Annotated in this window: 8 protein-coding genes; 6 read left to right on the top strand and 2 right to left on the bottom strand. The window is 48.7% G+C overall.

Annotated elements, in window-relative coordinates; translation table 11 throughout:
* The first annotated feature begins 4 nt into the window (after positions 1 to 4).
* Positions 5 to 2,284, top strand: a complete 2,280-nt coding sequence (locus tag AAIH57_RS06975; protein ID WP_430021064.1) for a beta-glucosidase — start codon at positions 5 to 7, stop codon at positions 2,282 to 2,284.
* Positions 2,285 to 2,752: 468 nt separating this feature from the next.
* Entirely contained in the window at positions 2,753 to 5,179 is a 2,427-nt protein-coding gene (gene helD, locus AAIH57_RS06970; protein WP_430021344.1) for an RNA polymerase recycling motor HelD, read from the top strand.
* 395 nt (positions 5,180 to 5,574) lie between these two features.
* Here the strand turns inward: helD and AAIH57_RS06965 are convergent, their stop codons facing one another.
* Positions 5,575 to 6,855, bottom strand: coding sequence for a glycoside hydrolase family 125 protein (locus tag AAIH57_RS06965; RefSeq protein WP_430021063.1), 1,281 nt, complete (start codon positions 6,853 to 6,855; stop codon positions 5,575 to 5,577).
* Between the two features lie 569 nt (positions 6,856 to 7,424).
* Between AAIH57_RS06965 and AAIH57_RS06960 the strand changes: the two genes are divergently transcribed.
* From AAIH57_RS06960 to AAIH57_RS06945, 4 genes are read left to right on the top strand one after another with little or no spacing between them, the layout of a single operon-like run.
* On the top strand, positions 7,425 to 8,375 hold the full coding sequence (locus tag AAIH57_RS06960; protein WP_430021062.1) for an ABC transporter permease: 951 nt from the start codon (positions 7,425 to 7,427) through the stop codon (positions 8,373 to 8,375).
* A 16-nt stretch (positions 8,376 to 8,391) separates the two neighbouring features.
* Positions 8,392 to 9,303, top strand: a complete 912-nt coding sequence (locus tag AAIH57_RS06955) for a carbohydrate ABC transporter permease (RefSeq protein ID WP_430021061.1) — start codon at positions 8,392 to 8,394, stop codon at positions 9,301 to 9,303.
* Between the two features lie 38 nt (positions 9,304 to 9,341).
* Positions 9,342 to 10,952, top strand: a complete 1,611-nt coding sequence (locus tag AAIH57_RS06950) for an extracellular solute-binding protein (RefSeq protein ID WP_430021060.1) — start codon at positions 9,342 to 9,344, stop codon at positions 10,950 to 10,952.
* 41 nt (positions 10,953 to 10,993) lie between these two features.
* Positions 10,994 to 12,022 (top strand): glycosidase, encoded by a 1,029-nt coding sequence (locus tag AAIH57_RS06945; RefSeq protein ID WP_175398794.1) that lies wholly within the window; start codon positions 10,994 to 10,996, stop codon positions 12,020 to 12,022.
* A 64-nt stretch (positions 12,023 to 12,086) separates the two neighbouring features.
* On the opposite strand, the gene AAIH57_RS06940 is transcribed toward AAIH57_RS06945, so the two are convergent.
* On the bottom strand, positions 12,087 to 14,411 hold the full coding sequence (locus tag AAIH57_RS06940; RefSeq protein WP_430021059.1) for a helix-turn-helix domain-containing protein: 2,325 nt from the start codon (positions 14,409 to 14,411) through the stop codon (positions 12,087 to 12,089).
* Positions 14,412 to 14,553 lie beyond the last annotated feature (142 nt).

Below are 14,553 nucleotides of genomic sequence, written 5' to 3'. Positions count from 1 at the left end.
TATTATGAATAAAGCGATGAATGAATTGCTGGCGGAGATGACTCTTATTGAAAAAGCTTCGATCTGCGCGGGATTAAATATGTGGATGACAAAAGGAATTGAGCGGTTAAACATACCGCCCGTTCATATGTATGACGGAACAAACGGGATTCGTAAAACGAACAGTGACGAAGAAATGGGCATCACAACAGAGAATGTTCCCGCGACCTGTTATCCAACAGGATCTGCGATTGGCTCCTCTTGGAACACGGAATTATTGCATGAGGTCGGCGTAGCGCTGGGCCGGGAATCAAAGGCTATGGACGTGGAATTGTTGCTCGGGCCAGGAGTTAACATGAAAAGGACACCGCTTGGCGGAAGGAACTTCGAGTACTATTCGGAAGATCCATGTTTGACGGGTGAACTCGGCGCCGCTTTCATTAACGGCATCCAAAGTGAGGGGGTAGGCGCTTCCCTCAAGCACTTTGCAGGTAACAATCAGGAGTTTGAGAAAATGGTGACCAGTTCGGAAATTGATGAGCGGACGCTGCGTGAAATTTACCTGAGCGCTTTTGAACGTATCATCAAAAAATCCGATCCTTGGACGGTTATGTGTTCCTATAATTTGCTGAATGGAACATATACAAGCGAGAACGAACATTTGTTGAATGACATTTTGAGAGAAGAGTGGGGTTACGAAGGCGTTGTCCTGTCAGACTGGACTGCCGTTAATGACCGGATACGCGGGCTGAAAGCTGGACTTGATCTAGAAATGCCGGGACCTGCCAATTACAATACCAAAGCGATCGTGGAAGCCGTTCAAAACGGAACACTTTCTGAAGAACTGCTGAATCGGAGTGTGGCCCGCATTTTGAAGCTGGTTGAACGAGTGACAGGCAGCCAATCCACAGACACGGATTCACACGGTGATCAGAACTATCATGCGCTTGCACGTAAAGCTGCAGCTGAAAGTATTGTGCTTCTGAAAAACGAAAACGCCATTCTACCGCTGCAGCAGGAATCGATTTCTTCGATTGCGGTGATTGGGCGGTTTGCCAAGAAGCCCAGAATTCAAGGGGCGGGCAGTGCCAAGGTAACCCCTACAAGAGTCGATATCCCTTGGGATGAAATAAAGAGTCTGGCCGGAGCCTCGGTTACAATGAGCTATGCCGAAGGATACCCGGAGGATGACTCCATTCAAGAAGACCTGATCAAAGAAAGTGTATCTTTGGCCGTGAATTCCGATGTGGCGGTGCTGTTTGTTGGTCAACCGGAATATGCCGAATCGGAGATGCACGATTTGAAGAGCATCGATCTTCCAGAGCATCAAGTCAAGTTAATTCAGGCGGTTGCAGCCGTTCAGCCTAAGTGCATCGTGGTGACAAGCAGTGGCTCTGCTCTTGTCATGCGTCCATGGGTACAGCATGTGCCTGGTGTTATTCATTCCTGGTTATCGGGCCAAGGGATGGGGAGAGCGATTGCGGAAGTATTGTTCGGACAAGAAAACCCATCAGGCAAATTATCCGAGACCTTCCCTGTGAAGCTGTCGGATAACCCGTCCCATATGAGGATTCGGGGAGAAAACGGCAAGCTCTATTATCGCGAGGGTCTATTCGTAGGCTACCGATATTATGACCGCAAAGAACTGGCACCACAATTTCCCTTCGGTCATGGCTTATCCTACACTTCGTTTTCATATACGGACCTCGAAGTAGGTCAAGGAGACAAAGGTGTTACGGTGTCCTTCCAACTGAAAAACACGGGCAAGCGAAAAGGGAAGGAAGTCGTTCAATTGTACGTACACGATGAGGAATGCAGCTGGAACCGCCCGGAGAAGGAATTAAAAGCCTTTGCCAAAATCGAGCTTGAGCCGGGTGAACAACGAAAAATCGTCTTTGAGCTTGAAGAGAGAGATTTCTCCTATTACAACACCAAGTATAGCCGTTGGGTTGCGGAGAGCGGATTTTTCCAAATTGCACTGGGCAGCTCATCCAGAGACATTCGGATCACGGAACGTTTGTATTGCAACTTCGGAAAGGAAGAAATTACGTTCCACAAGTTCAGCCTGCTCAGTGAATGGTTGAGCGATCCCGCGGCAAAAACGGTACTAGAACAGTGTCTGGATGAAATGAACAAGCATGTTACGGATAAAGTGTATCTAAACGAGGAATTCATTGGATTCTGGGAAGACTTCCCTGTGGTCAAATTGTTCCAGATGTTTGGTCAAAATTGGATGAATGAACGGTCGCCGGACGAGGTCATCCACGATCTTATCGCTCGTGTCGAGAAGGCGCGGAATGTTTAATCTTTTTAAAAACCATCTATAATAGATGGTTTTTTTTATTTATATTTTTTTGAACAAAGGGCTACAACATATTGCCATACAAATGATGGGAATGGAAGAGTGATATACTTTATAAATCTGTCATGATGTGCAGTGTTCTGTCCGGTCAGTCGATAAAGGCAGGGAAATTAGTCGCTGGTTTAGACAGTGGGCATAAAAAAAGATGACCCTCGATGATTCATGGGTCATCTTTGACAGCTCAATTCGAAATAGTTGGTTTAAGCCGACCGCAATCCAGTTTTGCCGAAGATAAATAAAAAAATAAATTGAACGCAAAAAAACGCTGTGATATAATCGATAGCGTCATTGAGAAATGTAATCCGGATTCGTATTCATCATTATTCCTACTCTTAGTATACATCTGGGAATTGGATTTGTCAATGCTCTTTTTTAACCCGAAAAAATGGAAAAAGGAGTGGCTCAAGAATGATGGAAACGAAGAATTGGCAGCAAGAACAGGAACGGCTGGAATTGGTCAGGAACAAACTGCAGGTGAGGATCTCTGAACTAGAGCCGGAAGTTGCAGGGCTGCATGATCAGGCAGCGGACATCCGCAAGCGGTTTTGGGAAGAAGTTACGATGAACACAAGTACCAACGAAGATTTCGAAGAGTCTTTCTTTACGATTAACCAGCAGTCCGCAGTATTGGCCGAAAGGGAGCGTGGCCACAAGCGGTTGATGCAGCAATGGAAAAACATGAAACATCTGCTCCCATCTCCCTATTTCGGACGCATCGACTTCCAGGAGAAAGGAATCAACCTCAGGGAACAGATCTACATCGGCGTATCTTCCTTCGTCGACCAGGACGGCCTGAGTTTTCTGATCTATGACTGGCGCACTCCCATTGCTAGTCTGTACTACGACTCCTCTCCCGGACCGGCTTCTTACGTCACCCCATCCGGATCCATCGAAGGGACGATGGAGCTTAAACGGCAGTTTCAGATTCAAAATGGGAGAATTCACAACATGTTTGACGCAAGTGAAACGATCGGAGACGATTTGCTGCAGCAAGTGCTTGGTAATGGTGCAAACTCGCAAATGAAGAGCATCGTGGCAACGATCCAGAAGGAACAAAACGCCATCATCCGCAATGACAAAAGTCGAATGCTTATCGTGCAGGGGGCTGCCGGAAGTGGTAAAACTTCCGCAGCTCTGCAGAGGGTGGCATACTTGCTGTACAAACACCGCCAGACCATCAAGGCGGATCAAATTGTTCTTTTTTCGCCAAATCCGATGTTTTCCAGTTATATCTCTACCGTCCTTCCGGAACTGGGTGAAGAGAATATGCAGCAGACGACGTTTCAAGAATATCTGGACTATTGGCTGGATTCCTCGTTACGGCCGGAGGATGCTTTTGACCAGATTGAATATGTCCTGACTGCACAAGGAACACCGGGTTATGAGGCTCGTCTTCAGGGGATCGAGTATAAAACGTCCGAGACTTTCCTGCAGGCACTCCAGAACTATAGACTATGGTTGGGACGGGAAGGCATGCGCTTCACTGGAATTCGGGTACAGGAACGCGATTTAATTACGGCAGAGCAGATGAAAGCAAAATTTTACGGGTACGATGATACCCTGCCGCTAATTAACCGCGTTGTTCTCTTGCAGGAATGGCTGCTGAATGAACTAGCCTCGCTGGAACGTTTGGAACGGGAGGCCCCTTGGGTACAGGAAGAGTTGAATTATCTGGATACCGAGCAGTACGTGGAAGCTTATAGGATGCTGCATAAGGAGAAAGAAGTGTTTGACGTTGCGGAACGATATGCGGCGATTCTTAAGAATAATAAGAGCCAGCCACGAGGGGATGAAGGCGACTTTGATTTCACTCAGAGAGAGGAGGGGCTGCTCCGCCGAAAGATTGTCAAAGAATACTTTAAACCGTTAAGGAAAAGTGTGAAAAAGTTCTCTTTTGTTGATATCAAAGGCATATATGGCCAATTGTTTGTTGACGAGGCAGCATATCAGGACAAAACGAATGGAGCTGCCGTTCCGGCGCAATGGTCAGAAATCTGCAGGCAAACCAAGGAAATGTTGGACCGAAACGAGTTATTTCACGAGGATGCGACTCCGTATTTATATGTAAAAGAATTGATTGAAGGTGTTCGGACAAACACGGATATTCGGTATGTTTTCGTAGACGAGGGTCAAGATTATTCGTCGTTTCAATATGAATATTTGAAAAAACTGTTTCCTCGTGCCCGAATGACGGTGCTCGGTGACTTCGGGCAAGCTATCTTCATGCAGTCCACAAGTTTGGCCGGGGACCATTCGCCGCTGGTCCGTCTTTTTGGAGAAGCCGACACAAGTCTGTTCTGCCTTTTGCGGAGCTATCGGTCGACTAGAGAAATCGTTGAATTCACAAGATCGATGCTTCCGGACGGCGGGGATATTGTACCGTTTGATCGGAAAGGTCCCAAACCCGTTCTGACCAGATTGGACAGCAGAGAGAACCGTGATTCGCAAATTCTGGCAGACACCGCTGCACTAAGAGGCAAGGGCCTTGAATCCATCGCCATCATTACGAAGACCGCCGCCGAAAGTCGTGAGGCCTATAAATCATTAAGAATTCAAGGAAACGAAACGCTGCAGCTCATTACCAAAGAGACAATGAACTTTGAAAAAGGAGCGATGGTCATTCCCGTCTATCTCGCCAAAGGCGTCGAATTCGACGCAGTCTTGGTTTACGATGCTTCACCAGAAGCTTACGGTCGGGACAATGAACGCAAGCTGTTATATACCGCATGTACGCGGGCGATGCACCGGCTTCATCTTTATACGACTGGCGATTGGTCGCCGTTCGTGCAGGCATTACCTGTGGATTTGTATGAGATATCGTCTTACTCAGCTAGATGAGCAGAAAATAGAAAACATATTAGCCTTGGTTGTTAAGTCGGCCAAGGCTATTTTTTCATCATACCCATAAAGGCTGTCGAGGGATAAAGAACTTGTCCCGATTACCGAAGGAATAAATACGATTTTATCGAACTCAATGCACGCAACTTTCCAATAAAATAAGAAGCATATGTGATGAGCCGGCAATGTTTAAGCTGTATATGGCGTATATCGATAGGGATTCGGCAGTACTTGTTCGGCACATCGGCGATTTGGTGGGCAGCTTTAATGTGGTAAGCCAGAAACCGGCTGGGTCTTCCCGCTATACAGCACGACGCAGCCGGTTTTTTCTATAGTTAGAATACGATACTTTCTCCGCTGTGTTGCCTTTGAAATAAGGTAAGGCTCAGCAGCGCTTAGACAATTCCTTTGTCCATCGCTTTGCCGATCAGCGTCGCGAAAAGACTGTTGGACCAGGCGAACCACTCGCGTGAAAAATCGGAGGGGTCATCCGGGTGAAAGCCTTCGTGCATATATCCGGTATCCGCATCGGTTCTGACTAGCATATCAATTAATTCTTTGATCTCCTCATCATTATCTGCTGTCAGCGCCTGCATGGATAGAGCCATGTGCCACACATAACCTCCCGGTGTATGTGGACTACCGATACCCTTAGCATGTTTACCCTCGAAGTAAAAGGGGTTGTCGAAGCTGAGGGCAAACCGACGGGTGTTCTGATAAATTTCATCCTCCACACCGACATAACCAATATAAGGAATAGACATCAGTCCCGGTGTACCGGCATCGTCCATCAGAGAATAATTACCGTATCCATCCGTTTCGTAAGCGTAGATTCTGCCATATTTCGGATGATTCACAATTCCGTAAGTGCGGATGCCGAAGTCAATTTCCTTGCGAAGCTTCGCAGCCCGGGCCGCCAGTCTATCGTCCTCATAGATTACGCTTGCGATCTCGCGGATATAGTCCAGAATCACCACAGCGAACATATTGGATGGAATATTATAACCGAACTCACAGCTGTCATCGCTTGGGCGGAAGCCCGACCAACTCATGCCGGTGTAGTTGACAGGCATGCCGCGTCCGTTATTGTGCAAAGTCTCCGTATCCTGAAGCGTCTGCCGGATGAAATGGTAGGGCGATTTCTCCCCGTGATACTGCTCTGTTTCAATCACGTTCACGATGGAGGTTAGCGCTTGGTAGCAGGCGGGATCGAAGATATCCGTCTGTTCCGCTTCCTTCCAGTACATATAAGCCAGCTGTACGACGAAGCAGAGGGAATCCAGTTCGTATTTGCGCTCCCACATCCACGGGTTCAGATTGCAATCATCCGTAGCCCGGTAATGCTTGTCGCTTGCCGTTTCGTTGAAGGCATTCGTGTATGGATCAATGTTGACATAGAACATCTGCCGGGCAATTAGGCCGCGGAGAATCCGCTGAAGCTCGGGATCCTTTTTGGCAAACGGAATGTAGTGGCGCACCTGCTCCGTAGAGTCGCGCAGCCACATGGCCGGGATATCCCCGGTGAATACGAAGGTAGTACCATCTTCAAGCAGCTTAGTTGTTGTCTCCAGCGTATTCGGGAAGCAGTTACGGAACAGCTGCTGCAATTTCGGTTGATGCGAGAGACGTTTATCGGCTTCAGCAAGATACGCGGTAATGGAAGCTGGCAGGTTCATAATCTAATTCCTCCTACATCGTTAAGGTTAAGGTTGTCCTACTTACAGGGCATAGGTGACAATTCGGGTTTTGCCGACGGAGCTGCGGTGAATTTCCTCATCCTTTATTTCCCCGTATATTCGTGGTCCAGAATATCCACTGGCATGTACAGCAGTACCATTCCCGGTCCCGAGGGGTGTGGGAGATCAGGTGAGCAGTTGTACGGTTCATGACAGAAACCTCCTAATATCATCAGTCCATGTTTTAGCCTTGGCATTCGTAGCAAATGTTTGCATACCTGCCCGATGATCACAATATGTAACTTTTGCACGGTGAAATGAGGTTCATAATTAACATATTGCAGCTATGCTCCAGCTGCAGTCACCCACAGCAGGGCATGCCGTAAAGTACCGCAGCAGCGCGGTTTTGCACTCACTTAACATGACAATGCACAACCTACATATTTACTGTGTCAGCTTTGTTTCACTACACTTTGAGTTGTAAGCGCTAGCATGTAAGGAATCAACAAAAATGTGAGGCGGCTGCATGAATCTGTGTAACGAAAACTAACATAGAGAGGAGTGGGAAAATGAAGGGGAGTCATGCGGCAGTAACCGTAAATCCTTCATTGAAGAACAAATCCCTAGGTAAAAGAATCTGGAAAAATTGGGAGCTCTATCTGTTCATGCTTCCTGTGATGTTGTATTTCCTCGTTTTTCATTACGGTCCGATGTACGGCATTCAGATTGCTTTTAAGAATTTCGTACCTTCGAAAGGAATTGCAGGCAGCGAATGGGTTGGTTTTGACCATTTTGAACGATTCTTCAATTCCTATTTTTTCTGGGATTTGCTCTGGAACACTTTCAGTATCAGCTTCTATGAACTTGCCATCGGGTTTCCGCTGCCGATCATTCTGGCGCTGGCCTTCAATGAGGTCCGCAACGGCCCGTTCAAGAAATCGGTCCAGACGGTAACCTATGCGCCGCATTTCATTTCTGTCGTTGTTATGGCAGGGATGATCATTACCTTTTTATCACCCTCCAGCGGAATGATTGTTCGGTTCATTGAGTTCCTGGGCCTTCAACCAGCGGAATTTCTGACGGATCCGGCCTGGTTCAAGACGGTGTATGTCTTCTCGGGCGTCTGGCAGAGCACCGGGTGGGGAACCATTATTTATCTCGCGGCTCTGTCAGGCGTAGATCCTCAGCTGCATGAAGCGGCTATTATGGATGGAGCAAGCCGGTTTAAGCGGATGCTGCATATCAATCTGCCGACGATAGTGCCCACCATTACGATCATGCTGATCTTGAATATGGGTAATATTCTGGGCGTTGGCTTCGAAAAGATTTTGCTGCTGCAGAATTCGCTTAATATGGAGGCTTCCGATGTAATTTCCACCTATGTATACCGCGCTGGCCTGGTGAACGCCCAGTATAGCTTCTCAACGGCTGTCGGATTGTTCAACTCGGTAGTCAACGTTATTCTGCTTGTTACTGTCAACCAGATCGCCAAACGCACCAGTGAGAACAGCCTCTGGTAGAAAGGAGTTGAAGTCTTTGGTTACTGCGATGAAAGAATCCAAGGGGGACAAGCTGTTTCTAATCAGCACCTATATTTATCTGGTCCTTGCACTGCTGGTTGTTCTCTATCCGCTGATCTATATTCTCAGCGCTTCAATCAGTTCGCCGCAGGACGTCAATTCGGGAGCCATGTGGCTGTTCCCGAAGAATGTAACACTGGACGGCTATAAGCTTGTTTTTGAGAATCCGAAGATATGGAATGGCTACTGGAACACAATTATTTACACGCTGGTAGGGACTCTGGTCAATCTCGCCGTTACTTTGCCGGCTTCGTATGCGCTTAGCAGATCTGATTTTGTCGGGCGTCAGCTGTTCATGGGTCTCATTTTGTTCACGATGTTCTTCAGCGGCGGACTCGTGCCGACGTATCTGCTAGTCAAGAACCTTGGACTCATTAACAGCATGTGGGCATTGATTCTGCCGGTGGCCGCTTCGGTCTGGAATATCGTCGTGGCTCGCACCTTTTTTCAGACAACCATTCCGAAGGAACTTCAGGAAGCGGCGCATATTGACGGTTGTACAAATCTGAAGCTGTTCATCCGCATTATTCTGCCGCTGTCGGCACCGATTATAGCGGTTATGGCGTTGTTCTATGGAGTTGGGCACTGGAACAGCTATTTCCCGTCTCTAATCTATTTGAATGATGATGCCAAGTATCCGCTGCAGATGGTTCTGCGCCAGATCCTTGTCCTTCAGGAAATGTCGGCCGAAACCACGGGCGCTTCAATCAACAGCGAGGTGGCGACCGCTATGAATAATAAGGCGGAAACGGCATCACTGATCAAATATGGAGTCATTGTTGTCTCCACACTGCCCATCGTGGCGGTCTATCCGTTCCTGCAGCGTTACTTTGTCCAAGGAGTCATGATTGGCTCTGTTAAAGGCTAAACGTTTAGAATGTAATGATAACAAGGGAGGAATCATTTATGCAGACCACACGCAAACCATGGAAGCTTCTGCTGTCTTCGGCTCTAGTGCTTACACTGCTGGCAGGCTGCAGCAATTCAAACGAAGGTACAGCGAATAACAATACCGGAGAGGTTGCTGTGAATAAAGAAGGTTTTCCGATTGTCAATGAATCCGTTACCCTGACGCTTATGGCGCCCGATGTAGGGATTCAGAACTGGGAGAACATGGCGGTGCTCCAGCAGATGCAGGAGAAGACTGGCATTACGCTGGAATATAAAAATGCACCGAAGGACAGCTTCGAGACCAAGAAGAATCTGGTGCTCGCCAGCGGAGATTACCCGGATATCCTCTATGCTGCCGGTCTGACGACTGCAGAGCAGATGAATTACGGAGAGCAGGGTATCCTCATTCCTCTTGAGGATCTGATTGATGAATACGCTCCGAACTTCAAGGCGCTGCTGGAAGAGAATCCGGATGTCCGCAAATCGATTACTGCACCGGACGGGCATATCTATTCCTTGCCAGTAGTGGAATTCAGCCAGCACTGGTACCGCAATCCGATGTGGTATAACGGGGACTTCCTGAAGGCGCTGAATATCGAGAAGCTCCCCGAAACGACAGAAGAGCTGTATACCTACTTGAAGCGTGTGAAGGAGGAAGATCCGAACGGCAATGGCATAGCGGATGAAATTCCGATTTCCTCGGTGACAACACCCGCTGCGAATCTTCGCGATATCCGTACCTGGCTGCTTGGCGCCTTCGGTATCTATGAAGAGGAAATTTATGTGGACGATGAGGACAAGGTGCATTATACACCGCTTGAAGAAGGCTATAAGGAATATCTGACCTATATGAACCGCCTGTGGTCCGAAGACCTGCTGGATCATGAGAGCTTCTCGCAGACGGCAGAGCAAAAGAAGGCCAAAGCGCAGAATAATCAGGTCGCCCTTTTCTCTGACTGGAATGCCTACATGACCAAAGGCGGAGAGCCTTCGACGGCAGATCCGATGTTTGCGCCTGTCCGCAGTGAAACGGTTGCTGCTCCTGCGATTGCCAAGAACAAAGGAATTACAACCGGCGCCTTTGCCATCACGCAGAACAATCCGGCGCCAGAAGCCTCCATGCGCTGGGTGGATTATCTCTATTCCTATGAAGGCGCTATGTTCTTCAATAAAGGGCCGGAAGGCATTCTCTGGGAATACACCGATAAAGAGAACAGGGTCAAGAAGTACTTACCGGTACCGGACGGCAAGGAAATGGAAGATTACCGGGCAACTCTGACGCCTAACTACGGCATTCCTGCTCCAACCTTATCCATGGATGATATCAATAAAGGACTGAAGACAGACTTTGACCTCTGGGTAGAGCAGGAAACCCAGCAGAAGCTGCTCGATAAAGGGGCACGAATTCCGTTCCCGACTCTGTTCTTCACCGTGGAAGAGCAGACCGAAATCAGCAGCCTGAATTCTGATTTGAGCACATATGTGAAACAGATGGAAGCGAAGTTTATCACTGGTGCCGAGCCGCTTACGGGCTGGGACAATTATGTGGCGACCGTCAAGAAAATGGGCGGAGAGCGTGTGGCTGAAATCAACCAGGCTGCCTATGACCGCTGGAAATCCAACTAATTCAAACTACACCACGAACATGAATCTCAGGAGGGAAAGACATGCAAATCACGAGACATCCGAATAATCCGATTGTCGTCCCGGGCGGCTATGAATGGCGCAAGGTTACGGTCTTCAACCCGGCGGTCATCATCGATAACGGAAAATTTTATATGATTGAGCGCACCGCAGGTTCCCTGACTCCATGCAAAAATTACTTGGGTCTGCTGGAAAGTGATGACGGCGTGAACTTTACCCACGTGAAGGATGAGCCGATTGTGACGCCCGATATGCTGGGATTCCCTTACGGTAGTGTGCAGGACCCGCGGATTGTCAAAATCGATGGCACCTTTTATCTGAACTATGCCCTACGTCCCTGTGCTATGAGTTATTATCCTACCGGGGCAGGCGTCCCCCTGCGCTCGATTCCGGAATATCCGGACGGGTGGGGGGAAGAGGAGGGGCATTGGCTGACCCGGTCATCCATTCTGAAATCGGATAATCTGCTGGATTGGGAGTTTGTGGCGGACACGACACCTCTTGATATCAATGATCGGGACAACATTTTGTTCCCCGAAAAAATAGGAGGCAAATTCGTGCTGCTGCGCCGCCCCGAGGAATATGTGGGAGAAGCCTACGGAACGGATAAGGCGGCTATGTGGATTACCTACTCCGAGGATCTAGTGAACTGGGAAGAGCCCAAACTGCTTGCTGCCGCCGGCAACCTGTCCTGGGAATCGCGAAAAATCGGAGGCTCTACGCCTCCGATACGTACAGATAAGGGCTGGCTGGTGCTCTATCACGGCGTCGATGAAGACATTGTCTACCGTGTGGGGGCCATGCTGCTGGATTTGGAACAGCCTGAGAAAATCATTGCCCGGACACATCATTTCATAATGGAGCCGGAGACGTACTATGAGAAATTTGGGTTCCAGATTCCGAATGTCATCTTCCCGACCGGGAACGTGGTCAAAGACGGACTGCTCTATATCTATTACGGGGTAACGGATACGGCGATAGCGCTCGCCACTGTTCCACTGGATGAACTGGTAGAGCATATTCTTCAGGAAGCGCAGCAGCAAAACAGTTGAAATGACACCGTCCTACAAAAAGGACGTCAAAGCAGTTTCCACTGCTCCGCCAACTTAAAACGGTCTATTTCGCAGCAGCCTCCTTTAAGGCATATTCCTTGCGGTACTGCCCCGGTGTCAGACCGATTTCTTTTTTGAACTTGCGGATGAAATTCGGCGTATCCAAATAACCGACCTGCTCGATAATTTCTTTGAGTGGTGCGGTCGTGTTCTCCAGCAGCCGGATGACCTCATCCACACGCCGCTGCCAGACATATTGTGAGAAATTGCTGCCGGTCTTCTCTTTGAAGCTCCGGCTTAAATAAGAGGTTGAAATGGCAAACTTAAGCGCCACATGTTCCAGGCTGAGTGTGTAGTCAGCAAACTGCTCATCCACGTATGCCAGAATGTCATCCATTAATGAAGACTCGCTCGTCTCCGTATTCCGCTCGACCTGCGCGCAGATGTCACCGGCCAAAGTGAGCAGACGGCTCTCGAGCTCTTCAAGCGTTTCGAAGGAGGTCAGTTCCGGAATGTTGGCGAACACTCCGTCCATGCCAAGCTCGGAGGCGGTGCGCAGAAAAGCGTTCAGCAGATCGAAGCAGATGCATCGCAGCAGATGAACCTGCAGCGGCTCGTCTTGGATCGTATCAATCGTATCGGCAATCATCTGGACGGCTACCGATTCGTTGCCCTGCTTCAGGCTCTGCTCCAGCTTCAGCATGGATTTACGCGGAATCCAAAAGCTCTCGGCAGCGGCTGGGTTCAGCTCTGCAAGCTGCTCGAAGTAGGTTACCTGCCCGCTGCGCCGGTTCATTCGGTGCTCCAGAGCTGCAGCGGCTTCAATGAAGGATTGGTTAAGGAGTGACAGGTCCATGTAGGCCATGCCGACACCGATACTTAGAGAAAGCTGCGATTGCTCGCGGATTACCGCTTGAATGGCTTCAATAACCTGCTCCATCTGGTTCTGGATGGGCATGTTCGCATCACCGGGAAGTGAAATAATCAAGGCAAACTGGTCTTTGACCGAGAATTCCACACCGAAGATCTGAGCACCTAGACCGGGCAGACATACATTGCTGAGTATTTCCTGCAGCAGATGGCGTTCCTGCCAGGATTTGCCCGGCACAGGTTCATCCCAGGAAAGGATCGCCGAGAAATAGAGGCCTTGTCCCTGAGGATACCTGAAGCCGGTGCTGAAGATCATCTGCTCAATCTCGGGATCATCCGGCTTGCCGTGCTTGAGCAGCAGGAGCATGCACTGATTGCGGACGAAGGGCTCCTGAAGATCAATTCTGGCACTGTAATCGTGGAGAGTCTGCCGGATCCATTCCCATTCATTGCGGAGTTTGGGAGTATCATTGCCGCTGCCTTTCATCTTGGCGAATTCCATCAGATCCCTGATCGGATGGTACTGCCGTTTGGCCAGCAGCAGTGCGGCAGCTATGCCGGTAATGGCCGTTATACAGAAGACGATCAGAATCAGAGTCTGGACATGGGCGACACGGCTGAAGAACTGGAAGCTGGGCATCGTGGTCACATAGGTCCAGCCATTTTCTTCAGATTGTACAGAAACGACGGAGTGTTGTTCCCCATCCAGTTCCAGGTTATGAATACCAGGCTCAAGTCCGGATAACTTCTCGAGCTCGTCCTGGGGAAGGTTGACGTTATGGCTGTTCGCGGTCAACACCTCTCCAGTGGGACCGAAAATATAGCTGCTCCCCGAGAAGTCACTCAAGATCGAGTCCATGACCCCGGTAAGATTGGATTCTTTCATTAAATAGATAACGGTCCCGTAAGGATACGGGTCATTCGGTTTAACAGGTACAAGCATGACGAGCATCGGCTCCACACGGGAATTTACCGTCACATTTTCGGCGGGACGTACCATGGGCTGCCGGGTTTCATTCAAGTCCCGCCGCAATTCTTCCGGGGTCCAACGCTCGAACTGATAGAGTGTATCAAAGGTGACATGAAGATCAGCTGATCCGCGGTAAGAATAAATGTTGGAATCATTATGGAAATAGAGGAGCAAGTCCTCTGTAATGCTGCTGCTGGCTTTGTAATTCGCCAGCGCCTGAATCGCCTCCAGGCTGTAGTAGGGATCGCGTACCATATAGGGAGTCAGATGTTTGTCATAGGCGATTCTTCCCGCTATTTCCTGAAGCTCATTCATACGGGTATCTATGGTGTTCTTCACCTGGTTAAGCTGATTGACATTGGATTGTTCAATTTCTACACGAAGACCTTTGACAGCGTTTTCGTAAACGAAAATGGTTACACCGGTCAGAGGGATAAGAAAGATGAGGATGTAGGAAAACGCATATTTTAGAAGAAGCCTTGATTTGAAATGATTCCAGCTGAGTCTGAATCTGTTGAGCAAGGATGGCTTGAGTGCCGGATTTGCCATGAAGCATTCCCTCCAGTGTTAACATATTCGGATTAAAAATCTTAGGAGTATAAATCACTGTTCTCTTCTGGATTACACTTGTGCTAGTATAAACATTATAACATTATAATCTTTGGAATGGAGCAGCTCATCAGGTTTATTT

It is taken from the genome of Paenibacillus sp. MABNR03, assembly GCF_050455445.1.
GTDB lineage: Bacteria > Bacillota > Bacilli > Paenibacillales > Paenibacillaceae > Paenibacillus > Paenibacillus xylanilyticus.
Note: the sequence above shows the minus strand (reverse complement) of the source record. Positions and strands in the feature narration are given on the sequence as shown.

Coding starts and splice junctions, on each gene's coding strand:
- AAIH57_RS06975 (WP_430021064.1), top strand. CDS start 5: ATGAATAAAGCGATGAATGAATTGCTGGCGGAGATGACTCTTATTGAA.
- AAIH57_RS06950 (WP_430021060.1), top strand. CDS start 9,342: ATGCAGACCACACGCAAACCATGGAAGCTTCTGCTGTCTTCGGCTCTA.
- AAIH57_RS06945 (WP_175398794.1), top strand. CDS start 10,994: ATGCAAATCACGAGACATCCGAATAATCCGATTGTCGTCCCGGGCGGC.
- AAIH57_RS06965 (WP_430021063.1), bottom strand. CDS start 6,855: ATGAACCTGCCAGCTTCCATTACCGCGTATCTTGCTGAAGCCGATAAA.
- helD (WP_430021344.1), top strand. CDS start 2,753: ATGGAAACGAAGAATTGGCAGCAAGAACAGGAACGGCTGGAATTGGTC.
- AAIH57_RS06940 (WP_430021059.1), bottom strand. CDS start 14,411: ATGGCAAATCCGGCACTCAAGCCATCCTTGCTCAACAGATTCAGACTC.
- AAIH57_RS06960 (WP_430021062.1), top strand. CDS start 7,425: ATGAAGGGGAGTCATGCGGCAGTAACCGTAAATCCTTCATTGAAGAAC.